Raw genomic sequence first — 23,550 nt, forward strand, 5'->3', positions numbered from 1 at the left:
CATTACTTGGCTGGACTAGTGGGGTCGCTATGAATGAAGCTCAACAGGTGATCGAGGCCGCCAATGCGGCGTTCTGGGACGAACTGTGTGGCTCGGTGGCAGCTCGTGCGTGGGGGATCACCGACTCATCGATGGAGTCGTTGCGCCGCTACGACGAGAACTATTTTCGCTTTTATCCGTATCTCGAGAGCTTCATTGACTGGAATGCAATGCGCGGCAAGCGTGTACTTGAGATCGGCCTCGGCTATGGCAGCGTGTCGCAGAAGATCGCGGAGAGTGGCGCTGACTTCACTGGTCTTGATATCGCGGCGAATCCCGTCAACATGGTCAATCATCGGTTGACGCAGAGCGGACTGCCAGGCGAGGCCGTCCAAGGCAGTATTTTTCGCTAACTCGCTTTCCGACAATTCGTTCGACGCTATTGTCGCGATCGGCTGCCTGCATCATACCGGCAACCTTGCCGCTGCGATCGCTGCCTGCCGCCGGCTTCTGGTGCCAGGGGGACGCCTCGTCGGTATGGTCTATCACGCCTATTCTTACCGGCAGTTCATGCTCGAACCGAGACGTGCACTTCGCTATTGGTTGCGTGAACTAGGCGGATATCGCGGAACCTTCCGCGACGGTGAAAGTTCCGCGTACGATAAAAACCAGGAGGGTTCGCTTGCGCCGGCGACCGAATTCGTCTCCGTGAGGTCTTTACGGGCGCTCTGTTCGGGATATTCGAATTTTCGGGCGGTCACCGAGAACGCTAATCAGGAGCGGCCATTTTCGCGTTGGACGCGTCCCCAGCTTCTCGCGTCGCCCATACCGCGGTATTGCGGGCTAGACGTCTATTGGAGCTGCAACAAGGCGACCGTGAGAGATTGATACTTGCTAGTGGGCTCCCACGTTCCTGGCCAATGGACTCGGGTGGCTTGAGCCATGACTAATGTTGTTCTTCAGCAACTGCCGTCGCGTGCCTTGCCAGTTGCAAGTCTGTTGGCGATGTAGACGAATTGATGCACAACTGCGTGCCGCGTTCCGGGGCTTGCACTATCCAAGTTCGCGGCAGCTATTGCCTAAGCATGGTTGGAGTTGTGCGAATGAGAGCCTAGCTCACTGGTTCAAGGACAGTGAGGTGTCCGGAACGTGGTCGATGGTCGAGCCGGCGACGGCATCTGTCGACTACTCAGGGGCGATAGCCCTCGACACTCCCGCTTCGTCGAAGGCTGACCGCGGCGCGACATACCAGAGCAGGAAGAGCAACCCGACGCCGTTGGTCAGCAGGGCTGTCGAGAGCGGTACGTTGAGCAGAACTTGGGGCAGAATCCCGGTTGATAGCAGCACGAATTGCGGCGGCAGTCCGGAGGACAGGCGGTTGCCAAGAGCGACTATCAGGCCGCAAACCAATGCGGATACCGGCGCGAGCACGAGGCCGACCGATGCAATCCCTTCGGTCGCAAACAACGAGGCATTGAAGGCCCCGAGCTCGTAGGCTTTGGCCATGACGGCCCAGATGGGTTCGTCATAGGGGCATGCAACCACGAGCTTCACGATGTTGATCTGACAGAAATGGGTCAGCGGATGCCCCGAGAAGTAGTTGTTGTAGACTTCGAGGGCAAGCGACGGGATTGCGATGATCCTGCTGTTGACGATACCGAAATAGACCATTCCGGGCCTGAGCGGAATCAAGCCGGCTTGGTACAGCAGTGCGCAAACGACACCTATGAACACAGGCAGCAGGAACGAGAGGATCGTTGCCGTCCGGGCCTCGACCAGCTTGCTGACGAGCGCGAGGAACAGCAGCCAGGCTGGAGCGAACAGCGCCATCTTGGTCAGAATGATTGGATAGAATAACAGCATCAGAAGTAGCGCGACGCCTGCCTGCAGGATGCGTTTGCTGGCGACGAAGCAGGCAAAGGCGAACGGCAACAAAGCGCTCGAGAAGATCCAGACCGCGTATCGCAGGTAGGTAGGCAACGCCACTTCCGCGCGATATTTGTACATCTCGGTGAGGTCGACCAGCTTGAGGTTGTAGAGGGAGCCGACGCCGACGATCGCCGCCGAGGCAATCAGGATGACGGAAGGCATGATGTGGAAGGCGCGCGCCGGTATCACGACGGCCTGCCGCACCGGCCCGGTGATGAACAACGCGGGCGCGAGGAATGCCAATGCCGAAAGCACGATCGAGGCCAGCGCCAGGCGATGATCGTAATCAAGTAGCGAAAATTCGATCAGCCAGAGATATCCCAGGACCATGATGTAGAAGTAAAAGCCGACCAGGTAGCCAAAGCTGAAGCGCCCGATCGCAAACAGGAGCACGACCGGGCTGAACGCCACGACATTCAGGACTGCAGCTGCCAGGTGCGACTGGTCGGAACTGATGATTCCCGGGAACGAATTGACGGCCGTGATGAAGTACAACGTGACGGCGCAAACCATTATGTGCGCATAGGCGAGCACCGCAAGTTTGAACTGGGACCACCCGAAACCGGGTACCAGCTGAACAGCGCGATTGTTCATTGTCATTTGCCGCCGTGTCGGGCTCTATGTCTGGAGTGTTTCATTGGTGGTCATCGCATTCGGCAAGGACATGACACGGCACGGGCGGAACGACAAGATGATGCAGAGATGTCATCGTGCCTCATTCTAGGAATCCTGCCGCACGAGGCAAATGCCGCTTGCAGCTCGGAGAGGGCGGGACGTACTACAACTCCGGCGCACGGCCTTGCCTTACCCCAGGTTTTCTGAGTAATGGAACGTTAGCGTGCGGCTCGCAAGGCCGCTGTTCCCTCGGCTTTTCGGCTGGCCGCAATGGCCGGTCACGAGACAAGACAGGGCCTGTTGCATGATCAGATTTGGCCTGCTCGGGTGCGGGCGTATCGCCAAGCGCCATTCCGATCTCCTGGGTGGCAATCACATCGCGGGAGCAAGCCTGGTTGCGGTCTGCGATCCGCTTCGTGCGCGTGCCGATGCGATTGCCGGGAGGTTCGCCGTTCCCGCCCATTACGACATGCACGAGTTCCTGGCGCGCAAGGATATCGACGCCGTTGCCGTGCTGACCCCGAGCGGGCTGCATCCCGCGCATGTGATCGCCTGTGCCAGGGCCGGCAAGCACGTCGTGGTCGAGAAGCCGATGGCGCTGCGGCTGCAGGACGCCGACGACATGATCCGGGCCTGCGACGAGGCCGGCGTCAAGATGTTCATCGTCAAGCAGAACCGCTTCAACGTGCCGGTAGTCAAGGCGCGCGAGGCGCTCGATGCCGGTCGCTTCGGCAAGCTCATCCTCGGGACTGTGCGGGTGCGGTGGTGCCGCGACCAGGCCTATTACGACCAGGACGATTGGCGCGGCACCTGGGCCTATGACGGGGGCGTGCTGACCAACCAGGCGAGCCACCATGTCGATATGCTGGAATGGTTCTTCGGCGACGTGGTGAGCGTGCATGCGCGCGCGACGACGGCGCTGGCCAACATCGAAACCGAGGACACCGCCGTCGCGACGCTGAAGTTCCGAAACGGAGCGCTCGGGATCATCGAGGCGACCACCGCGGCGCGCCCGACCGATCTCGAGGGCTCGCTGTCGATCCTGGGCGAAAAGGGCACGGTCGAGATTTCCGGTTTCGCGGTCAACCAGATCCGGCACTGGCGCTTCGTCAACGAGCTGCCGTCGGACAAGGACGTCGTGGAGAAGTTCTCGGTCAACCCGCCCAACGTCTACGGCTTCGGCCATCAGGCCTATTATCATCACGTGGTCGATTGCCTGGAGAACCAGCGCGCGGCGCTGGTCGACGGGCTCGAGGGCCGCAAGAGCCTGGAGCTGATCTCGGCCCTCTATGAGTCGATCGAGACCGGAGAAGAAGTCGCGCTGCGCTTCACACCGCGGCTGAGCCGGCTGGGTGTCGTTTCGTGAATCAGCCGGAAGTGCATCAGGCCGGCGTGCGCGACGTCGCGTTCGGCGAACGCGTCAAGATCGTCGAGCCCTGCAATCTCTACGGCTGCACGGTCGGCGACGACTGCTTCATCGGGCCTTTCACCGAAATCCAGAAGGGCGTGGTGGTCGGAGCGCGCACCCGCGTGCAATCGCATGCCTTCGTCTGCGAGCTCGTCACCATCGGCGAGGACTGTTTCGTCGGGCACGGCGTGATGTTCGTCAACGACACGTTCGCAACCGGCGGCCCGGCGCGCGGCCGCAAGGAGCTGTGGCGCGAGACCGTGATCGGCAACCGGGTGTCGATCGGCTCTAACGCCACGATCATGCCGGTCAGGATCACTGATGACGTCGTCATCGGCGCAGGGTCTGTCGTGACCAAGGACATCACGACATCAGGCACCTATGCCGGCAATCCGGCGCGCCGGCTGCTGGCGAGCCAATAGGGGAATATCGATGCCGGTGCCGTATGCCGATCTGCAACTGCAGTACCAGTCGATCAAGGACGAGATCGATGCGGCGATCGCCGGCGTGATCCGCGACAACGCCTTCATTCGCGGCAGCTATGTCGACGCCTTCGAACGCGAGTTTGCCGCGGCTGCCGAGGTCGCTCACTGCGTGTCCTGCGCCAACGGCACCGATGCGCTTTATCTTGCGATGCGGGCGCTGAAGGTGAAGCCGGGCGATGAGGTGATCACGACGGCGCATTCCTGGATATCGACTGCGGCGATGATCACCCATTCCGGCGCCACCGTCGTGTTCTGCGACACCGATGATGCGACATTCACGATCGATCCGGCAACGATCGAGGCCGCGATCACGCCGCGCACCGTCGGCATTATCCCGGTGCATTTGTACGGCCAGCCCGCAGACATGGACGCGATCATGGCGATCGCGCAGAAGCACAAGCTCTGGGTGATCGAGGACTGCGCCCAGGCCCATCTCGCGCGCTACAAGGGCCGCATGGTCGGCACGTTCGGCGAGGCCGCGACCTATTCATTCTATCCCGGCAAGAATCTCGGCGCGATGGGTGATGCCGGCGCGGTCGTCACCAACGATGCGGCGCTCGCCGAGCGAATGGCGATGCTGGCGCGCCATGGCGGGCTGGTGAAGCACCAGCACCACATCGAGGGCGTCAACAGCCGGCTCGACGGGATGCAGGCTGCGATCCTCTCGGCCAAGCTGCCGCATCTCACCGCCTGGACAGAGGCCCGCCAGGCCGCAGCCGAGGTCTACGATGCCGGCCTCAACCAGATCGAAGACGTCGTCGTGCCCGAGGTGGCGCCGGCGCGCAGCCACGTCTACCACCTCTACACGATCAGGCATCCGCGCCGCGACGCGCTCGCCGCGCACCTCAACGCCAATGGCGTGCAGACCGCGATCAACTACCCGACCGCGCTGCCATTCCTGCCGGCCTACGCCCGGTTTGGCCACCGGCCGGAGCAATTCCCCAACGCCCATCGCGATCAGGGCCAGATTCTCTCAATCCCGATGTTCGCCGAGATCACGCGTCAGCAGCAGGACGAGGTGATCGATCTGGTCCGCAAGTTCTGATCGCCATGGCCGCCTCGCGCCGGGCGCCGGGCTCAGCTTCGCTGCAGCAGCGGCTTCAGGAACACTTCCAGATTGGGGCCTGAGAACAGATAGCCCCTTACGCCCGCCGCGCGCGCGGCTTCGAGATCGGTTGGCTGATCGCCGATCAAAAAGCTTCGTTCAACGTCGACCGGAAAGCGCTCCAGCAGATCGGTGATCATGCCCGGCGACGGTTTGCGTCGGGGGCTGACCTGCCGGTATCGCTCAACGGACCCTTCAGGATGGAACGGGCAATACTCGAAGGCGTCGATATGCGCGCCGATCTTGCCGAGCTCGGCCGCCATCCAGTCGTGAAGCTGCTGGACGTGCGCCTCCTCATAGAGGCCTCTTGCGACACCTGACTGGTTGGTCACGACGAACGCAAGATAGCCCATGTCGTTGGCGGCCTTCACCGCCTCGCGCGCCCCGTCGATCCAGATCAGCCTGTGACTCTCGAACAGATAGCCGATATCCTGGTTCAGGACGCCGTCCCGATCGAAGAAAACCGCCGGCCGTCGCGGCTCACTTCCGGAAGCGCTACTCATGAGATGATGATCCCGTCTCCGCGAGGCATGAACCAGCTCAATAGTTCACAATGCCGCGCGCGACAACGTGGATTGGATCACACGGGGTGGTCGGCTCATCGTTCGTCGGCGATCACCTTGCCGTCGTTCGGCAGCGCGCCGGCGCCGACCAGCTCGACGACGCCGCCGAGCTTGGTCACGGCACGCAGCGTGGCCGCAATCTCGTCCTGCAGGGTGCCGGCCGGAGAAGTGCATTCGGCTTTCAGCGTCATCGCGTCAGCCTCGCCGGCGCGCGTGACCACGAGGCGCAGCCGTCCGAGTGCGGGATGACGCTTGCCGATTTCCGCGATCTGCTCCGGGCGCACGAACATGCCCTTGACCTTGGTGGTTTGGTCGGCGCGGCCCATCCAGCCCTTGATGCGCATGTTGGTGCGCCCGCACGGGCTCGCGCCCGGCAGGGCCGCGGTCAAATCGCCGAGCGCGAGGCGGATCCAGGGATGATGCGGATCGAGCGAGGTCACCACGATCTCGCCGACGTCCCCCGGCGCGACAGGATCCCCGGTGCCGGGCTTGACGATCTCCAGGATCAGCTCCTCATTGACCGTCATCCCCTCGCGCGCCGGCGTCTCGAATGCGATCAGGCCGAGATCGGCGGTGCCGAAGGCCTGGTAGGCCTCGACGCCGCGCGCCTTCATCTCCTCCTGCAACGATTGCGGAAATGCCGCGCCTGAGACCAGCGCGCGCTTGATCGAGGACACGTCGCGACCGCCCGCGGCGGCGGCGTCGAGCAGTATCTTCAGGAAATCGGGTGTGCCGCTATAGCCGACCGGCCGATAGGCCTCGATCAGCTCGAATTGCTGCTCGGTGTTCCCTGGGCCAGCCGGGATCACGGCACAACCGAGTGCCCGCGCCGAGGCGTCGAAGATGAAGCCGCCGGGGGTCAGGTGATAGCTGAAGGTGTTCAGCACCACGTCCCCCTCGCGAAAGCCCGCCGCAAACAGCGCCCGCGCCCCGCGCCAGGGGTCGGCCTGGCGGCCTTCCGGCTCGAAGATCGGTCCGGGCGAGGTGAACAGCCGCCCAAACGCGCCGGGCTTCTCGGCCACGAACCCGCCGAACGGCGGGGCGGCCTTGTGCAAGGCCGGCAGCTCCGATTTGCGCAGCACCGGCAGCCCCGCCAGCGCTTCCCGGCTGGAGATGGAGGCGGGATCGATGCCCCTCAGCAAATTGGCATAGGCGGGCGCCGCCATCGCCTTGCGCAGCACCTCCGGCAGCCGGGCGAACAGGGCGGCCTCGCGCTCGGCCGGATCGCGCGTTTCAAGGGCATCGTAATGGTCGGTCATGGCAGGTCCTTGAGAGGATTTGCGCAGGTGGCGTGCCGGTCCGCCCGTGCTATCAGACGGTGACCGCTGATATTGGGATGGTTCCAGGGAGCACGATGGCTGAGGCAGAGAGCGTTGCGGCTGACGGGGCCGCCGACGTCGTCGGGAGGTTGAAGCGCCGCATCATCGACCACGCCTTGCCGCTGTGGTCGACGGTCGGCTGGGACGGCACGGCCGGCGGCTTTGTCGACCGGCTGCATCAGGATGGGACAGCCGACAACGCCGCGCCGCGCCGGATCATGGTGCAGGCGCGCCAGATCTACTGCTACGCCAAGGCGGCCCAGATGGGATGGTATCCCGAGGGGCGCGCGATCGCGCTGAAGGGGCTGGACTACCTGCTGGCCAAGGCCAAGGCGCCGGACGGCCGGCCGGGCTTCGTCTTCAGCCTGACGCCGGACGGCGGCGTGCATGACCCGCTGCGTGACACCTACGGCCATGCCTTCGTGCTGCTCGCGCTGGCGACCGCCTATGGTCTTGACCAGGATGCCCAGATCCGCGCCGAGATCGACGCGCTGCTGTCGTTCCTCGACACCCAGCTGCGCTCGCCCCATGGCGGTTTCCACGAAGGCCTGCCGCCGTCGATGCCGCGCCGGCAGAATCCGCAAATGCATCTCTTCGAGGCGATGATCGCCTGCTTCGACGCAACCCACGATTTGTCGTTCCAGAACCGCGCCGGCGATTTCTTCGCCCTGTTCCTCGCTAACCTGTACGACAAGCAGATGCACACGCTCGGCGAATATTTCGAGGAGGACTGGTCGAATATCCCGCCGGTCAGCGTCGAGCCCGGCCACCTCGCGGAATGGGTCTGGCTGCTGAAGGGGTTTGAACGGATCACCGGCTGCCCCACCGGACGCCCGCGCGGCGAGCTCCTGGCCTCCGCGCTGCGCTATCGCGACGCCACCGGCTGCCTGATCGACGAGGGCGATACCGAGGGCAACATCCGCCGTCACACGAGGCGGCTGTGGCCGCAGAGCGAGCTGGCCAAGGCCTGGATCGCGCAGGCGGAGTCTGGCGAAGCCGGCGCTGCGGACGAGGCCCGCGCGGCGCTGGTGCTGCTGGAGCGGCACTATTTCAGCCATCCTGTGCGAGGGGGCTGGTACGACCAGTTCGACCGCGAGGGCAGATCGCTGGTCACCACGATCCCGGCGTCGTCTTTCTACCATGTGCTCTGCGCGGTCACTGAAGCCGAGCAGGTGCTCGGATAGAACCGCCTTCCTGTTCTGACGCGTTTTCTGCACACGCAACTCCGCCCGAAAACGCCCCGATATCCTCACAGCCAGCGCTTGCGCCGCTTGAAGCTCTTCAGGTTCTTGAAGCTCTTGCGCTGGTCGCCGGCGCCGCCGAGGTAGAACTCCTTGACGTCCTCATTGTCGCGCAGCTCGTCGGCGGAGCCGTCGAGCACCACCTTGCCCTGTTCCATGATGTAGCCGTGGCTCGCGACCGACAGCGCGGCGCGGGCGTTCTGCTCGACCAGGAGGATCGTGACGCCAAGATCGCGGTTGATCTCCTTGATGATCGCGAACACTTCCTTGACCAGCAGCGGCGACAGCCCCATCGAGGGCTCGTCCATCAGGATCATCTTCGGGCGCGCCATCAGCGCGCGGCCGATCGCGAGCATCTGCTGCTCGCCGCCGGAGAGATAGCCGGCAAGGCCGGTGCGCTCCTTGAGGCGCGGGAAATATTTGAACACCATGTCGATATCATCAGAGACCTCACCGTCGCGGCGCGTGAAGGCGCCGAGCCGCAAATTCTCCAGCGAGGTCATGTCGGCGACGATGCGTCGGCCTTCCATCACCTGGAAGATGCCGCGGCGGACGATCTTGTCCGGGTCGATGCCGTTGATGCGCTGGCCCTCGAACAGGATCTCGCCGCGGGTGACTTCGCCGTCCTCGGTCTTGAGCAGGCCGGAGATCGCCTTCAGCGTGGTCGACTTGCCGGCGCCGTTGGCGCCGAGCAGCGCCACGATCGCGCCCTTCGGCACTTCGAGGCTGAGGCCGCGCAGCACCAGGATGACGTCGTCATAGACGACCTCGATGTTGTTGACGCTGAGCAGCGGCGGCGGCGGGACTGCCGTCGGTGCTGGCCGTGTTGCTTCGACGCTTTGGGTCATGATCCGCATCACTCTCCGTTGTCGTCACCCGCGTTTGCGCAACGGCGCACTCGAGCGGGTGACCCAGTATTCCAGAGACGTTCGAAGCTAACGGAGAGGCCGCGGCGTACTGGATCCCCCGCTTTCGCGGGGGATGACGGACTTGTTTGTGGCGATTGTCTCCTCACCAGCCGAACCATTCCGGCTTGCGCGGCAGTTCGACGGTCTTCACCTTCTCGAGCTTGATCGTGCCCTTGGCCATCAGGTCGTTGATGTCGCCATCGGTCGCGCCGGAAACCTTGGCGCGATAGAGATCGACCTTGGTCGTCGGGCGATGATCCTTCTCGGTCCAGTTCGACGGATTGCAGACGCCGTCCATGCCAGCCGGCACCCAGTCCTTCTTCTGGTAGAAGCCCTTGGCGACGTTCTCGCCGGTGGCGCCGCCGTTCTTGGCGGCCCAATCCAGCGCTTCCTTCATGTAGAGCGCGCTGCAGACCGCGGCGATGTAGTGCACCGGCCGATAGACCTTGCCCGACGGATCGGACATCTTCGAGATCTCCATCACTGTCTTCATGCCGGGCGCATTGCCGCCCCAGCCGACCGCCGTGCGCAGCGGGAAGATCACGCCGTCGGCGGCATCGCCCGCGGTCTTGGCCGCGTTCTCGTCCATGCCCCAGACGTTAGAGAGGAACTGGACGTCGACGCCGGCGGTCTTGCAGGCCTTCATGACCGAGATGTTCGAGGCTGCGGTGTTGCCGAGATAGGCGTAGTTGGCGCCGGAGCTCTTCAGGCTGAGGCACTGCGCCGAGTAGTCGCCGGGCGACAGCGCGAACACCAGAGGCGGCAGCACCTCGAACCCGAGCTCGGTCGCGAGCGCTTCACCGGCGGCCTTCGGCGCGTTCGGATAGGGATGGTTGGCGCCCATGTGGACGAATTTGGGCTTGCCGGGCTTGCCCTTGGCCTTCCAGTCCTCGGCCGCCCAGGTCAGCTCGGCGCGCAGCGCGTCCGAGTAGCTCGGGCCGTAGAAGAAGTTGTACGGCGCGGGCTTGGCCTTGCCGCTGGTGCCTTCGGGATCGGTCAGCGCGGCCGCATAGGAGCCCGACATGTCGGGGATCTTGTCCTGCGCCAGGAAGCCGGTCAGCGCCTCGGTATCCGCCGTGCCCCAGCCCATGATCGCCGCGACCTTGCCGTCGGGCGCCGACCATTTCTTGTACAGCGCGATCGCGCGCGGCACCTGATAGCCATAGTCGTTGCTGTCGGCATTGATCTGCTTGCCGCCGACGCCGCCGTTTTTATTGACCCAGGCGAAGGTATCGACGACGCCCTGGCCATAGGGCGTGCCGACGTCCGAGGTGCCGCCCGAGAGGTCCTGCAGATGGCCGATGGCGATCTGCGCCTGCGCGGTGGCGGCCGCGCCGCTGACCAGCAGCGCGAGGGAGACCGAGCTCAAAAGGGATCTAATCGTCATTGTTGTTTCCTCCTTTTATTCGTTGAACCGAATTTGAGTTGTTCCAAGCGTCAGTGCGAGAACGGATATAGCTTCCAGTAGGCCTTGATCTGCCGCCAGCGATGCGCGAGCCCATCCGGCTCGAACATCAAAAAGCCGATGATGATCAGGCCGATCGCGATCTCGCGCAGGAATGTGATGTTGTTGTTGAGCTGCAGCGCCTTGTCGATGGCGCCGCCCTTCAGCCAGGCGCTCAGCCATTCCATCGATTCCGGCAGCAGCACCACGAAGGCCGTTCCCATCAGCGTGCCCATCACCGAGCCGGTGCCGCCGATGATGACCATGGCGAGGAACAGTACCGAGCGCTCGATGCCGAAGCCTTCCTGCGAAACCACGAGCTGATAATGCGCGTAGAGCGCGCCGGCGATGCCGGCAAAGAACGCGGCAAGCCCGAACGACAGCGTCCGATACTTGGTCAGGTTGATGCCCATGATCTCCGCGGAGAGATAGTGGTCGCGGATCGCGACCAGTGCACGGCCGTCGCGGGTGCGCATCAGATTGGTGACCAGCAGATAGCTGATCACCATGTAGGCGAGCACGACGTAGAAATACTGCCGGTCGCCGCGCAGAGTGTAGCCGAAGATCGAGAACGGATTGGCGCTGGCCGGCACCGAGCCGCCGGAGAACCATTCGGCGCGCGAGAAGAAGTCGAGCAGGATGTACTGCGCGGCGAGCGTTGCGATGACGAGGTAGAGTCCCTTCAGCCGCGCTGCCGGCACGCCGAACACCAGGCCGACCAGCGCCGTGATCACGCCGGCGAGGGGGATCGCGAAGAACACCGGGATCGGCGCGTTGTTGGAGATGTAGGCCGAGGTGAAGGCGCCGAACAGGAAGAAGGCGGCATGGCCGATCGAGATCTGACCGGTGAAGCCGACCAGGACGTTGAGGCCGAGCGCCGCGATCGCGAAGATGCCGATCTGGATCGCGATCGAGAGCAGGTAGTTGGACAGCAGCAGCGGCGCGAAGCAAGCGAGCGCGATGCCGGCAATCGCGAAGTTGCGGCTGGTCGCGGTCGGGAAGATCGTGGTGTCGGCCGCGTAGCTGGTGCGGAAATCGCCGGAAGGAATGAGTGTGCTTGTCGCCATGGATCAGACCCGCTCGATGTCCTTGGTGCCGAACAGCCCGTACGGCTTGATCATCAGGATGATGATCAGGCCGTAGAACGGCGCGATCTCATACAGATTGCCCCAGTGCAGATACTCGCTGTCGATATACTGGGCGACGTTTTCCAACAGCCCGATGATGATGCCGCCGAGCACGGCGCCGCCGACCGAGTCGAGCCCGCCGAGGATCGCGGCCGGAAACACCTTGATGCCGTAGGCGGAGAGGCCGGACGACACGCCGTTGACCACGGCGACCACGACGCCGGCGACGGCCGAGACCGTGGCCGAGATCGCCCACGCCATCGCGAATACGCTCTTCACGGAAATGCCGAGCGACTGCGCGACCTGCTGGTTGAAAGCGGTAGCGCGCATCGCCAGGCCATACTTGGAGGCGCGGAAGAACCAGGCCATGCCGACCATCATGGCGAGCGAGACCACGAGGCTCATGACATAGACGGTCTGGATCTGCAGTCCGAACAGGCTGACCGCCTGGCTCTGGAATACGCGCGGGAACGGCTGCGGATTGACGCCGAAGATCCACTTCAGCGCGGCCTGGAACACGGTCGAGAGGCCGATCGTCACCATGATTACGGAGATGATCGGTTCGCCGATCATCGGCCGCAGGATCACGACCTGGATCGCGATGCCGAAGATGAACATGAACACCAGCGTGATCGGCATGCCGATCCAGAACGGCACCTGGTACTTCGTCAGCAGCGCCCAGCACACCCAGGCACCGACCAGCAGCAATTCGCCTTGCGCGAAATTCACGACCTGCGTCGCCTTGTAGATCAGCACGAACGACATCGCGACCACGCCGTAAAGCGTGCCGACCACGAGGCCGTTGACGATCAGCTGGATCAGGAACTGGGTGTTCATGGGAGTCCGTGCTATCTTCGCCTCGCCCCGCTTGCGGGGAGAGGCCGGCGTGCGGAGCACGACGGGTGAGGGGGAGTCTCCGCATGCGCGGTGCGAGCGAGATCAAAACCGAACGCGCTAGGAAGTTGCGAAACTTCTCGACAGATGCTGAAGGGACACTCTGGTACCGGCTTCGTGCCCGCAGGCTGAATGGCTACAAGTTCGTAAGACAAGAACCGATTGGGCCCTACACCGTCGACTTTATCTGTCGAGAGCGCCGTCTCATCATTGAAGTGGACGGCGGGCAACACGCCGACAGCCAACCGGATGCTCTTCGCGACAAATGGCTCGTCGACCACAACTATCGCGTTCTCCGGTTCTGGAATAACGAGATCTCGGGCAATTTGGCGGGGGTCCTCGAAACGATTGTCACCGTCCTCGCGGAGGCTCCCCCTCACCCGGATCGCTGACGCGATCCGACCTCTCCCCGCAAGCGGGGCGAGGTGAAAGCGAGTGCGCGCCGTTGGGTGAGTCATTCCGCGGCCTCCGAGATGGTGGCGCGGCCGAGGTCGACGACCTCGAGCGTGGTGCGGACGCGCTGCGTGGTGCCGTCCTGGAAGCGGATCACGGTGTCGACCGGGATGCTGGCCTTGCCGCGGTAGATCGCCTCGATGATGTCGGAGTATTTCTCGTTGATCACGCCGCGGCGGACCTTTCGGGTCCGCGTCAGCTCGCCGTCGTCGGCATCGAGCTCCTTGTAGAGCAGCAGGAAGCGCGAGATGCGCTGCGCCGGCGGCAGGGTGGCGTTGACGGTCTCGACCTCTTTCTTCAAGAGCGCGTAGACCTCCGGCCGTGAGGACAGGTCGGTATAGGTCGTGAACGAGATCCGGTTCTTCTCCGCCCATTTCGAGATGATCGAGTAGCGGATGCAGATCATCGCGGCGAGCGCGTCGCGGCCGGCGCCGAGCACGACGGCCTCGGCGACATAGGGCGAGAACTTCAGCTTGTTCTCGATATATTGCGGCGAGAAGCGTTCGCCGCGCGAGGTCTCGGCGAGATCCTTGATGCGGTCGATGACGACGAGCTGCCGGTTGTCGTTGTAGTAGCCAGCGTCGCCCGAGTGCATCCAGCCGTCCTTGATGTCGGCGACCGATGCCTCGGGGTTCTTGTAGTAGCCGTGGAACATGTTGGGGTGCCGCACCACGATCTCGCCGACGCCGTTGACGTCGGGATTGTCGATGCGGATCTCGATGTTGTCGGCCATCGGAACGCCCGTGGTATCGGGATCGACCTTGCCTTCGGGATGCAGCGTGTAGGCGCCGAGCAGCTCGGTCTGGCCATACAGCGTGCGCAGCGGCACGCCCATCGCCTGGAAGAACTTGAAGGTATCCGGCCCGAGGGCCGCGCCGCCGGTTGCCGCCGAGCGCAGCCGTGTGAAGCCGAGCCGGTCGCGCAGCGCACGGAACAGGAGCTGGTCGGCGAAAACAGAGCGCTTGCCCTCGGCGAGCGCCGCAAGCCCGGTCTTCATGCCGAGATCGTAGAGCCGCTGCTTGAACGGCGAGGCATCCATCACCCCGGCGCGGACGTCGGCCGCGATCGATTCCCAGACCCGCGGCGCGAACAGCACGAAGGTCGGTGCGATCTCGCGGAAATCGTGCATCATGGTGTCGGGCTCTTCGACGAAGTTGACCTTCATCCGCGAGAGCAGCGCTTTGCCGAGCGCGTAGATCTGCTCCATGATCCAGGGCAGCGGCAGCACCGAGACATATTCGTCGTCCGGCCCCTTCGGATCGAAGGCGAGATAGGTCGCGCAGTGCCGCAGCACGCGCCCGGCCGAGAGCATCGCCAGCTTCGGATTGGCTGTCGTGCCCGAGGTCGTGCAGAGGATCGCGACGTCGTCGCCTTTCGTGGCGTCGACCAGCCTCTCGTAGAGCCCGGGCTCGCGCGCCGCGCGATCGCGGCCCAGCGCGACGAGCTTGCTCGCCTCCATCAGCCGCGGATCGTCGTATTTCCGCATGCCACGCGGATCGGAATAGACGATGTGCTTCAGGTGAGGCGCCCGGCCGGCGAGGCCGAGCAGCTTGTCGACCTGTTCCTCGTCCTCGGCGAACACCAGCTTGGCCTCGCCGTAGGTCAGCAGATAGGAAGCTTCCTCGTCGAGCACGTCGCGGTAGAGGCCGAGGCTCATCGCGCCGATCGCGTGGCTCGCGATCTCGGCGGCGACCCAGTCCGGCCGGTTGTCGCCGATGATGCCGATCACGTCGCCGCGGCCGAGCCCGAGCTCGACCATGCCGAGCGCGAAATCATGGGTGCGGGTCTGGTAATCGTTCCAGGTGAATTCGCGCCACAGCCCGAGATCCTTCTCGCGCAGCGCGATCTCGCCGCCGTGCTCCCTGGCGTTGAGGCGCAGCATCTTGGGAAAGGTGTCGGCCTGCGCGGCGCGACCGGCATAGTCGATCATGCCGCGCTCTCCCGCACAGTCGGCCTGTCGTCGGGATCGACCAGCGCCTCGTCCTCTTCGCCGAGATAGGCGCGCTTGACGTGGGGATCGGCGAGCACGGCGGCCGGATCGCCCTCGGCGATCTTGCGGCCGAAATCCAGCACCATGACGCGGTGGGAGATGTCCATCACGACGCCCATGTCGTGCTCGATCATCATCACGGTCATGCCGAACTCTTCGTTGAGATCGACGATGTAGCGCGCCATGTCTTCCTTCTCTTCGAAGTTCATGCCGGCCATCGGTTCGTCGAGCAGGATCAGCTGCGGCTCCAGCGCCATCGCGCGGGCGAGCTCGACGCGCTTGCGCAAGCCGTAGGGCAGGGTGCCGGCGGTCGCCTTGCGCACCGACTGCAGATCGAGGAAGTCGATGATCTCCTCGACCTTGCGGCGGTGCTCGAGCTCCTCGCGGCGCGCGCCGGTCAGCCAGTACAGCGATCCCGTGATGAAGTTGTTCTTCAAGAGGTGATGGCGGCCGACCATGATGTTGTCGAGCACGCTCATATGGTGGAACAGCGCCAGATTCTGGAAGGTCCGGCCGATGCCGAGGCGGGGTCGTGCGTTCGGGGTGAGGCCGGTGATGTCCTGGCCGCGATAGAACAGCTGGCCCTCGGTCGGCCGGTAGCGGCCGGAGATGCAGTTGACGATCGAGGTCTTGCCGGCGCCGTTCGGACCAATGATGGAGAACAGCTCGCCCTCGTTGACGCCGAAGCTCACTTCGGTCAGCGCGCGGACGCCACCAAAGCGCAATGAGACTCCGCGCACCTCGAGACTGTTGGCCACCCTGTTCCCTCCAGATACGGGCGCTTTGGCGCGCTCTTTATCTTCGCTTCGATCTTGCAGTTCGATCTTACATGGGCCGCCGGAGGGAGACCATCCGACTAATGAAGCCGGCGTTCGGGAGCAGCGCTCGCCCCGATCGCCTGCGTCATGCGCGGTAACGCCGCACCCGCCTGCAAGCCCGTCCCTCGCGTCATCCGTGGTCAGCGATCCATCCAGGCGCTGCGCGCGGCGTTACGCGAGGTGGCTCTGAATACGAGAAAGCGATAGGTTGAATTGTCATGTGCCCGACATTTGGTCAGGAATTTTTGTTGGCACTGCAAGAAGCGGGTTCCTGGCTTCACGCGCGGCGTTGCTGCGGTGCAATATTGTGCCAGTATCTTGGGGTGGGATGCCGTCGCTAGAATGATTGCTGCCGATTACCTGAAGCGCATCGCGGCCTGGTCGCGCGAGCTGAGCGAGCACGAAATCGAGATCGCACGCGCCGGCATTTCCGAGAAGTCCTACCGCGCCAACGAATTCATCTTCATGCGCGGCGACAATTTCCAGTACTGGACCGGCATCGTCACCGGGCTGGCGCGCATGGGCATCGTCTCGCGCGGCGGCAAGGCCGCGAGCTTCGCGGGCCTTACCGCCGGCGCCTGGTTCGGCGAGGGTACCGTGCTCAAAAACGAGCTGCGGCGCTACGACGTGGTCGCGCTGCGCGACACCAGGCTGGCGATGATGGATCGCCGGACTTTCGTTTGGCTGTTCGAGAACAGCGTCGGCTTCAACCGCTTCCTGGTCGGACAGCTCAACGAGCGGCTCGGCCAGTTCATCGCGCTGCTCGAATACGGCCGCACGCTGGATGCCACCGCGCGGCTGGCGCGCTCGATCGCCTCGCTGTTCAATCCGATTCTCTACCCCGAGCTCACCTTGCACCTGGAGATCACCCAGGAGGAGATCGGGGCGCTGTCGGGTATCTCCCGGCAGAACGCCAACCAGTGCCTGAAACGGCTCGAGCGCGAGGGCCTGCTGCGGCTCGAATATGGCGGGGTGACGATCATCGAGCTCGACCGGCTGCGCCACTATGGGGAGTGACCGACGCTGCGCCGAACGACGCCACTTTTCGAGGTTCTAAAGCGCGATGAGATCGATCGCGCTTTAGCTTCTTGTTTGGGCATGATCTTTTCGGAAAACCGCTACACACTTTTCCAGGTCATGCCTTAAAGTCCTGATTTCAAACGATTATGCCATTAGACTTGCGGCAGGCCGGATGCTACAGACCGGCCTCGTCGGGACCGCGCGGTTTTCGCGCTCTCTGGAGATGACATGGCGGTTAAGGATTCGGTGGCTCAGGACTCAAAGCGGCGCGTTGCGCTGATTACCGGCATCACCGGGCAGGACGGTGCGTATCTCGCCGAATATCTGCTCGGCCTCGGCTATACCGTGCACGGTATCAAGCGCCGCTCGTCCTCGTTCAACACGGCGCGCGTCGACCATCTTTACCAGGATCCGCACGCCGGCAACGTGCCGTTCCTGATGCACTACGGCGACATGACCGATTCGACCAATCTGATCCGACTGGTGCAGCAGATCCGGCCGACCGAGGTCTACAACCTCGCCGCCCAGAGCCACGTCCAGGTCAGTTTCGAGAGCCCGGAATACACCGCCAACGCCGACGCCATCGGCGTGCTGCGTCTGCTGGAGGCGATCCGCATCCTCGGCATGGAAAAGGAGACCCGGTTCTACCAGGCCTCGACCTCGGAACTGTACGGGCTGGTGCAGGAGGTGCCGCAGAAGGAGACCACGCCGTTCTATCCGCGTTCGCCCTATGCCGTCGCCAAGCTGTACGGCTACTGGATCACGGTCAACTACCGGGAAGCCTACGGCATGTTCGCCAGCAACGGCATCCTGTTCAACCATGAGAGTCCGATCCGCGGCGAAACCTTCGTGACGCGCAAGATCACCCGCGCCGTCGCCCGCATCGAGGTCGGCCTGGAGAACAAGCTCTATCTCGGTAACCTCGATGCCAAGCGTGACTGGGGTCACGCCCGCGATTATGTCGAGGGCATGCACAAAATCCTGCAGGTGGACGAGCCCGGCGACTTCGTGCTCGCGACCGGCGAGACGCGCTCGGTCCGCGAATTCGTCGAGCTGGCATTCGCCGAGGTCGGCCGCAGCATCGAATGGCGCGGCAAGGGCGTTGAGGAGATCGGCGTCGACAAGGCGACCGGCAACACCCTGGTGCAGATCGACCCGGTCTATTTCCGTCCGACCGAGGTCGATCTTCTGATCGGCGACGCCAGCAAGGCGCGCGCCAAGCTCGGCTGGGCGCCAAAGACGCCGTTCGCGCAACTGGTGAAGGAAATGGTCGCCAGCGATCTCGTCGAGGCCAGGCAGGATGCGGCCCATGGCAAGCACGGCGTTTGAACTGAAGGGCAAGACGGTCTTCGTCGCCGGCCATCGCGGCATGGTCGGCTCTGCGCTGATGCGCCGGCTGGCGCGCGAAGGGGCCGATCTCTTGACGGTGTCGCGCGGAGAGGTCGATTTGCGTGACCAAGCCGCGGTCAACGCCTGGTTTGCCGCGAAGCGGCCGCAGGCGGTGTTTCTCGCCGCCGCCAAGGTCGGCGGCATCGTCGCCAACAACACGCTGCGCGCCGAATTCCTCTACGACAATCTGGCGATATCGACCAACGTGATCCAGGCGGCCCATGCCAATGGGTGCGAGAAGCTGATGTTCTTCGGCTCCTCCTGCATCTATCCGCGCCTCGCGCCGCAGCCGCTGCGCGAGGATTCGATGCTGACCGGCCCGCTGGAGCCGACCAACGAGCCCTATGCGATCGCCAAGATCGCCGGCATCAAGATGGCCGAGGCCTATCGCAGCCAGTACGGCGCCGATTTCATCAGCGTGATGCCGACGAATCTCTACGGTCCCGGCGACAATTATCACCCCGAATACAGCCACGTCGTCGCCGCGCTGATCCGCCGCTTCCACGAGGCCAAGGTCTCCGGCGCGGGCAATGTCGCGGTGTGGGGCACCGGCACGCCGCGCCGTGAATTCCTCTACGTCGACGACCTCGCCGACGCCTGCATCCATTTGATGAAGACCTATTCGTCACCGGAACTGGTCAATATCGGCACCGGCGAAGACATCACCATCGCCGAGTTCGCCCGCGTGGTCGCTGCTACCGTCGACTATCGCGGCGAGATCCGCTTCGATACCTCGCGGCCCGACGGCACGCCGCGCAAGCTGCTCGACGTCGGCCGGCTGGCCAAGCTCGGCTGGCGCGCCGCGACTTCGCTCGAGGATGGCATCAAGCTCGCCTACCAGGCCTATCTGAACGAGACCAGGCAGGCGGCGGAGTAGGACGCCTCAGCGTCGTCATTGCGAGCCAGCAGGTCGGCGCGATGCGCCGCCCGACGACAGGCTCCGCGAAGCAATCGATTTGTCCGCTCGGGAGAGAATGGATTGCTTCGCCGCTTCAGCGTAAAATTGCTTTGCAATATTGTCGCGAACTCCTCGCAATGACGGTTTCTTGCGACTAACGCGCCGCCGCGCGCGGCGGATTTTTCGAAAGCGCGGCCGCCATCGCCGATATCAGCGGCCGCATGAAGAAGGCGTCTTCCGCCGGATAGATATCGGTGCGCAGCCCATGGGACTTGAGTTCGTCCGATACCGCCGGTCCGACGGACGCGATCGGCGTACGCTCGAATCCCTGACGTAACCTGTCCTCGCAGCCGCGCGCCCGTGCCACCTCGATGAGGCGGCGGACCTGGCCGAGATTGGTCAGTGCGATCGCATCGATGCGGCCCTGCGCCATCTCCTCGATCGCAGTGACGATGTTGCCGTCGGCGGCTTGCGCGTCATAGACATAGGGCAGCACCGTATCGACTTCGGCGCCCTGCGCCTTGATCGCGCCGATCAGCGTGGCGTGATCCTTGTCCGGATAGAGCTGCAAGCCGAGCCGATGGCCGCTCAGGTCGAGCTTCGCCAGCATCTCGGCGACGCCTTCCGAGGTCGGCTTCTCGGTCGTCATTTGCGGCTCGAGGCCGATCTCGCGCAGCGCGCGGCCGGGCTTGGGACCGCGGGCGAATTTGCGCGCCTTGCCGAGGCCGCCGACAAACTCCGCCTCGACCCCGATCCGGCGCACCACCTTCATCAGCCGGCGCAGGCCTTCGCCGGTCATCAGCACGAGGTCGTCGAGCGGCCGTTCGATGGCGCGGCGAATCCAGGCCTCGATCGGTGCCGGATCCGACGCATCATGGATGGTGAACATCGGGCATTGCAGCACGTCGGCGCCCTGCTCGGCGAGCAGGCGGGAAAACTGCGCTTCCTCGCGCGTTTCGAGGATCAGGATGCGGTAGCCGTTCAGCCGGTCAGCCATGATGGTCCTTAACTCATATTGCCGTCATTTGTTCGATTTGACCCCCGTGCCGGGATTGGCGCAAGGCCGCCTGCGGTGTAGACGGAGGCCGAAAATGACCGTTCCACACATCTGCTCAAGCTTTGGTCAATTGGCATGCCCGACCATCAATTCGTTCTGACCCTGTCCTGTCCCGACCGGCCGGGGATCGTCTCTGCGGTTTCGACCTTCCTTGCGCATAATGGGCAGAACATCCTGGACGCCCAGCAATTCGACGACATCGAGACCGGCAAGTTCTTCATGCGCGTGGTGTTCACTGCCGCCGATCTTGCGGTCTGGCTGCCGGCGCTGCAGACCGGTTTTGCCGCGATCGCTGAGCGTTTCGGCATGGAATGGCAGATGCGCGATCGCGCCAGCCGCCGCCGGGTGATGCTGCTGGTGTCAAAGTCCGATCACTGCCTGGTCGACATCCTCTATCGCTGGCGCACCGGCGAGCTCGAGATGATCCCGACCGCGATCGTCTCCAACCATCCGCGCGAAGTCTACGGTTCGGTCGATTTCGGCGATATCCCGTTCCATCACCTGCCGGTGACCAAAGAGACCAAGCGGCAGCAGGAAGACGCGGTCTGGAAGCTCGCCCAGGACACCAAGACCGACCTCGTGGTGCTCGCCCGCTACATGCAGATCCTGTCCGACGAGATGTCGGCGCGGCTGTCGGGTCGCTGCATCAACATCCATCATTCCTTCCTGCCGGGCTTCAAGGGCGCCAAGCCCTACCACCAGGCGCATGAGCGCGGCGTCAAGCTGATCGGCGCCACCGCGCATTATGTCACCAGCGATCTCGACGAGGGGCCGATCATCGACCAGGACGTCGAGCGCATCAGCCATCGCGACACGCCCGAGGATCTCGTGCGCAAGGGCCGCGACATCGAGCGCCGCGTGCTGGCGCGGGCGATCCGCTACCATCTCGCCGACCGCGTCATCCTCAACGGGCGCAAGACCGTGGTGTTCGTGGACTGATCCGCAGTTTCACGCGTCGCCCATGACGCGCTGCAGGCGCGAAGGGCCCGATGCTCAATGGGCAGCGCTCTGCGCCGGCGCTGCCGGCTTGGCGTCGTCGCCACGCTCCGCCGCCGGCATCAGGCGCTTGCGTTCCCGCTCCTGCATGAACTTGTCGTATTCCGGGGTGCCCGGCCGCGGTGGCGCGTCTGCCGGCAGACCACCGGCCCAGGCCGGAATGTAGTCGGCCATGCCGGCCGAAACCTTCTGGTTCACTGTGCCGCATCCTCCGAGCGCGCAGGTCGCGAGCGCGAGGGCAGTCAGGACAGGGATGTGGCGTGTGAAGATCGGCATTGGCGGCAGCATACAGCCCTGAACTTTATGGATGATGATGTTGGGCGCGACCGTTCGGCTGCAATTGTGCTTGTTTGTTGACAGTGGCGCTTGATTTGCACGATCGTACAAATGAATCGAGCCTACAGCGGCTGAGCGCGCGAGCGGTTCATGTTGGGGCGTTGAGTTTCGGAGAATAGTTCTGGTATCGTGATACTTGTTTCTGCCGCTGGGCCAAATCGAGGCGCGCGACACACGTCCATCGTCCGATTGACAGAGGGCGCGGGGAAACGCCTTGTCGCGTGACGGCTCGGCCGTGACAGGCTTGGGTCAAGATAAGGCAAGGGCCGGGCACTCGGCTCGACGCAGAACAATGGAAGGGGGAGGGACGTCGATGTTGAATCGTCGCAAGATGTTGCTGTGGGGCGCCGCCGCGGCCGTGCTTCCGGGTTGGTGCGCCAGCATGCCGGCGTGGGCGGACGACGCCGTCAAGATCGGCTTGATCCTGCCGATGACCGGTGGGCAGGCCTCGACCGGCAAGCAGATCGATAATGCCATCAAGCTCTACATGCAGCAGAAGGGCGACACCGTCGGCGGCAAGAAGATCGAGATCATCCTGAAGGACGACGCCGCGGTGCCCGACAACACCAAACGGCTCGCGCAGGAACTGATCGTCAACGACAAGGTCAACTTCATCGCCGGCTTCGGCGTGACGCCCGCGGCGCTCGCCGCGGCGCCGCTGGCGACGCAGGCCAAGATCCCGGAAGTCGTAATGGCCGCCGGCACCTCGATCATCACCGAGCGCTCGCCCTATATCGTGCGCACCAGCTTCACGCTGGCGCAGTCCTCCACCATCATCGGCGACTGGGCGGTCAAGAACGGCATCAAGAAGGTCGCGACGCTGACCTCCGACTATGCGCCGGGCAATGACGCGCTGACCTTCTTCAAGCAGCACTTCACCGCCGGTGGCGGCGAGATCGTGGAAGAGGTCAAGGTCCCGCTCGCCAATCCCGACTTTGCGCCGTTCCTGCAGCGCATGAAGGATGCCAAGCCCGACGCGATGTTCGTGTTCGTGCCGGCCGGGCAGGGCGGCAACTTCATGAAGCAATATGCCGAGCGTGGGCTCGACAAGGGCGGCATCAAGGTGATCGGCCCCGGCGACGTGATGGACGACGACCTGCTCAACAACATGGGCGATGCCGCGCTCGGCGCGGTGACCGCGCATCTCTATTCGGCAGCGCATCCGTCTCAGATGAACAAGGAATTCGTCGCCGCCTACAAGAAGGCGTTCGGCAATCGCCCGGGCTTCATGGCGGTCAGCGGCTATGACGGCATCCATCTGATCTACGAGGCGCTGAAGAAGACGGGTGGCGCGACCGACGGCGACAGACTGATCGAGGCGATGAAGGGTATGACGTGGGAGAGCCCGCGCGGTCCGATCTCGATCGATCCGGAAACCCGCGACATCGTGCAGAACATCTATATCCGCAAGGTCGAGAAGGTCGACGGCGAGCTCTACAATGTCGAGTTCGCGACTTTCGAGGCCGTCAAGGATTCCGGCAAGACCAAGAAGTGACGCGCGAAAACTACGCTTCTCCACGTCGCGGCTGGGACAATGAGCCCGGCCACGACGAACCCGTCGACGTGGTGTCCTTTG

General features: G+C 63.8%; 22 protein-coding genes and 1 pseudogene. 12 read left to right on the forward strand and 11 right to left on the reverse strand.

The features are described 5' to 3' along the window. Positions 1-29: 29 nt before the first annotated feature. Both ACVISU_RS34555 and ACVISU_RS34560 read left to right on the forward strand, forming a co-directional pair. A complete protein-coding gene (locus ACVISU_RS34555; RefSeq protein WP_456709929.1) occupies positions 30-392 on the forward strand; it encodes a class I SAM-dependent methyltransferase in 363 nt (120 codons plus the stop codon). Positions 393-405: 13 nt separating this feature from the next. Further along, positions 406-867, forward strand: a pseudogene (locus tag ACVISU_RS34560) (class I SAM-dependent methyltransferase); the annotation flags it as partial. A 297-nt stretch (positions 868-1,164) separates the two neighbouring features. Here ACVISU_RS34560 and ACVISU_RS34565 read toward each other — a convergent pair. Beyond that, a complete protein-coding gene (locus ACVISU_RS34565) occupies positions 1,165-2,502 on the reverse strand; it encodes a hypothetical protein (protein WP_456709930.1) in 1,338 nt (445 codons plus the stop codon). A 325-nt stretch (positions 2,503-2,827) separates the two neighbouring features. Here ACVISU_RS34565 and ACVISU_RS34570 point away from each other — a divergent pair, with 325 nt between their 5' ends. The 3 genes from ACVISU_RS34570 to ACVISU_RS34580 are packed head-to-tail and all read left to right on the forward strand — an operon-like array spanning position 2,828 to position 5,461. Beyond that, entirely contained in the window at positions 2,828-3,889 is a 1,062-nt protein-coding gene (locus ACVISU_RS34570; RefSeq protein ID WP_050403589.1) for a Gfo/Idh/MocA family protein, read from the forward strand. Then, on the forward strand, positions 3,886-4,353 hold the full coding sequence (locus ACVISU_RS34575; RefSeq protein WP_050403588.1) for an acyltransferase: 468 nt from the start codon (positions 3,886-3,888) through the stop codon (positions 4,351-4,353). Before ACVISU_RS34570 ends, ACVISU_RS34575 begins: the two co-directional genes overlap by 4 nt. A 10-nt stretch (positions 4,354-4,363) precedes the next feature. Beyond that, on the forward strand, positions 4,364-5,461 hold the full coding sequence (locus ACVISU_RS34580) for a DegT/DnrJ/EryC1/StrS family aminotransferase (RefSeq protein WP_050403587.1): 1,098 nt from the start codon (positions 4,364-4,366) through the stop codon (positions 5,459-5,461). Between the two features lie 32 nt (positions 5,462-5,493). On the opposite strand, the gene ACVISU_RS34585 is transcribed toward ACVISU_RS34580, so the two are convergent. Both ACVISU_RS34585 and ACVISU_RS34590 read right to left on the reverse strand, forming a co-directional pair. Next, on the reverse strand, positions 5,494-6,024 hold the full coding sequence (locus tag ACVISU_RS34585) for an HAD-IIIA family hydrolase (RefSeq protein ID WP_456709931.1): 531 nt from the start codon (positions 6,022-6,024) through the stop codon (positions 5,494-5,496). 95 nt (positions 6,025-6,119) lie between these two features. Continuing rightward, complete coding sequence (locus tag ACVISU_RS34590; RefSeq protein WP_456709932.1) at positions 6,120-7,343, reverse strand: phenylacetate--CoA ligase family protein; 1,224 nt, start codon at positions 7,341-7,343, stop codon at positions 6,120-6,122. 95 nt (positions 7,344-7,438) lie between these two features. Between ACVISU_RS34590 and ACVISU_RS34595 the strand changes: the two genes are divergently transcribed. Further along, positions 7,439-8,587, forward strand: coding sequence for an AGE family epimerase/isomerase (locus tag ACVISU_RS34595; protein ID WP_456709933.1), 1,149 nt, complete (start codon positions 7,439-7,441; stop codon positions 8,585-8,587). A gap of 65 nt (positions 8,588-8,652) precedes the next feature. Here ACVISU_RS34595 and ACVISU_RS34600 read toward each other — a convergent pair whose 3' ends face one another. From ACVISU_RS34600 to ACVISU_RS34615, 4 genes are all read right to left on the reverse strand, one after another. Further along, positions 8,653-9,492, reverse strand: coding sequence for an ABC transporter ATP-binding protein (locus ACVISU_RS34600; RefSeq protein WP_050403667.1), 840 nt, complete (start codon positions 9,490-9,492; stop codon positions 8,653-8,655). Between the two features lie 163 nt (positions 9,493-9,655). After that, complete coding sequence (locus ACVISU_RS34605) at positions 9,656-10,939, reverse strand: ABC transporter substrate-binding protein (RefSeq protein ID WP_050403583.1); 1,284 nt, start codon at positions 10,937-10,939, stop codon at positions 9,656-9,658. Positions 10,940-10,989: 50 nt separating this feature from the next. Continuing rightward, positions 10,990-12,063, reverse strand: a complete 1,074-nt coding sequence (locus tag ACVISU_RS34610; RefSeq protein ID WP_050403582.1) for a branched-chain amino acid ABC transporter permease — start codon at positions 12,061-12,063, stop codon at positions 10,990-10,992. A 3-nt stretch (positions 12,064-12,066) separates the two neighbouring features. Next, positions 12,067-12,960 carry a branched-chain amino acid ABC transporter permease gene (locus tag ACVISU_RS34615; protein WP_456709934.1) on the reverse strand — a complete coding sequence of 298 codons (894 nt, stop codon included), beginning with the start codon at positions 12,958-12,960 and terminating at the stop codon, positions 12,067-12,069. A gap of 83 nt (positions 12,961-13,043) precedes the next feature. Between ACVISU_RS34615 and ACVISU_RS34620 the strand changes: the two genes are divergently transcribed. Further along, positions 13,044-13,409, forward strand: coding sequence for an endonuclease domain-containing protein (locus tag ACVISU_RS34620; protein WP_456709935.1), 366 nt, complete (start codon positions 13,044-13,046; stop codon positions 13,407-13,409). Between the two features lie 62 nt (positions 13,410-13,471). On the opposite strand, the gene ACVISU_RS34625 is transcribed toward ACVISU_RS34620, so the two are convergent. Beyond that, the gene (locus tag ACVISU_RS34625) at positions 13,472-15,400 is read right to left on the reverse strand and encodes a long-chain fatty acid--CoA ligase (RefSeq protein WP_050403579.1); all 1,929 of its coding nucleotides are present in this window, start codon (positions 15,398-15,400) and stop codon (positions 13,472-13,474) included. Next, the gene (locus ACVISU_RS34630) at positions 15,397-16,218 is read right to left on the reverse strand and encodes an ABC transporter ATP-binding protein (protein ID WP_063695393.1); all 822 of its coding nucleotides are present in this window, start codon (positions 16,216-16,218) and stop codon (positions 15,397-15,399) included. The genes ACVISU_RS34625 and ACVISU_RS34630 overlap by 4 nt, the downstream gene beginning before the upstream one ends. Before the next feature lie 402 nt (positions 16,219-16,620). Here ACVISU_RS34630 and ACVISU_RS34635 point away from each other — a divergent pair, with 402 nt between their 5' ends. From ACVISU_RS34635 to fcl, 3 genes are all read left to right on the forward strand, one after another. Then, positions 16,621-17,295 carry a Crp/Fnr family transcriptional regulator gene (locus ACVISU_RS34635; RefSeq protein ID WP_456709936.1) on the forward strand — a complete coding sequence of 225 codons (675 nt, stop codon included), beginning with the start codon at positions 16,621-16,623 and terminating at the stop codon, positions 17,293-17,295. 231 nt (positions 17,296-17,526) lie between these two features. Continuing rightward, positions 17,527-18,627: a GDP-mannose 4,6-dehydratase gene (gmd, locus tag ACVISU_RS34640; RefSeq protein ID WP_063695394.1), complete on the forward strand. Its 1,101-nt coding sequence runs from the start codon at positions 17,527-17,529 to the stop codon at positions 18,625-18,627. After that, the gene (gene fcl, locus ACVISU_RS34645; RefSeq protein ID WP_456709937.1) at positions 18,608-19,564 is read left to right on the forward strand and encodes a GDP-L-fucose synthase; all 957 of its coding nucleotides are present in this window, start codon (positions 18,608-18,610) and stop codon (positions 19,562-19,564) included. The genes gmd and fcl overlap by 20 nt, the downstream gene beginning before the upstream one ends. Positions 19,565-19,739: 175 nt before the next feature. Here fcl and ACVISU_RS34650 read toward each other — a convergent pair whose 3' ends face one another. After that, on the reverse strand, positions 19,740-20,582 hold the full coding sequence (locus ACVISU_RS34650; RefSeq protein ID WP_050403577.1) for a uroporphyrinogen-III synthase: 843 nt from the start codon (positions 20,580-20,582) through the stop codon (positions 19,740-19,742). A 135-nt stretch (positions 20,583-20,717) separates the two neighbouring features. Here ACVISU_RS34650 and purU point away from each other — a divergent pair, with 135 nt between their 5' ends. After that, positions 20,718-21,581: a formyltetrahydrofolate deformylase gene (purU, locus tag ACVISU_RS34655; protein WP_456709938.1), complete on the forward strand. Its 864-nt coding sequence runs from the start codon at positions 20,718-20,720 to the stop codon at positions 21,579-21,581. Between the two features lie 54 nt (positions 21,582-21,635). Here the strand turns inward: purU and ACVISU_RS34660 are convergent, their stop codons facing one another. Further along, on the reverse strand, positions 21,636-21,914 hold the full coding sequence (locus tag ACVISU_RS34660; protein WP_050403666.1) for a hypothetical protein: 279 nt from the start codon (positions 21,912-21,914) through the stop codon (positions 21,636-21,638). Between the two features lie 373 nt (positions 21,915-22,287). On the opposite strand from ACVISU_RS34660, the gene ACVISU_RS34665 reads away from it, so the two are divergent. Then, positions 22,288-23,469: an ABC transporter substrate-binding protein gene (locus ACVISU_RS34665; protein ID WP_456709939.1), complete on the forward strand. Its 1,182-nt coding sequence runs from the start codon at positions 22,288-22,290 to the stop codon at positions 23,467-23,469. Positions 23,470-23,550 lie beyond the last annotated feature (81 nt).

Source organism: Bradyrhizobium sp. USDA 4452, from assembly GCF_054063575.1.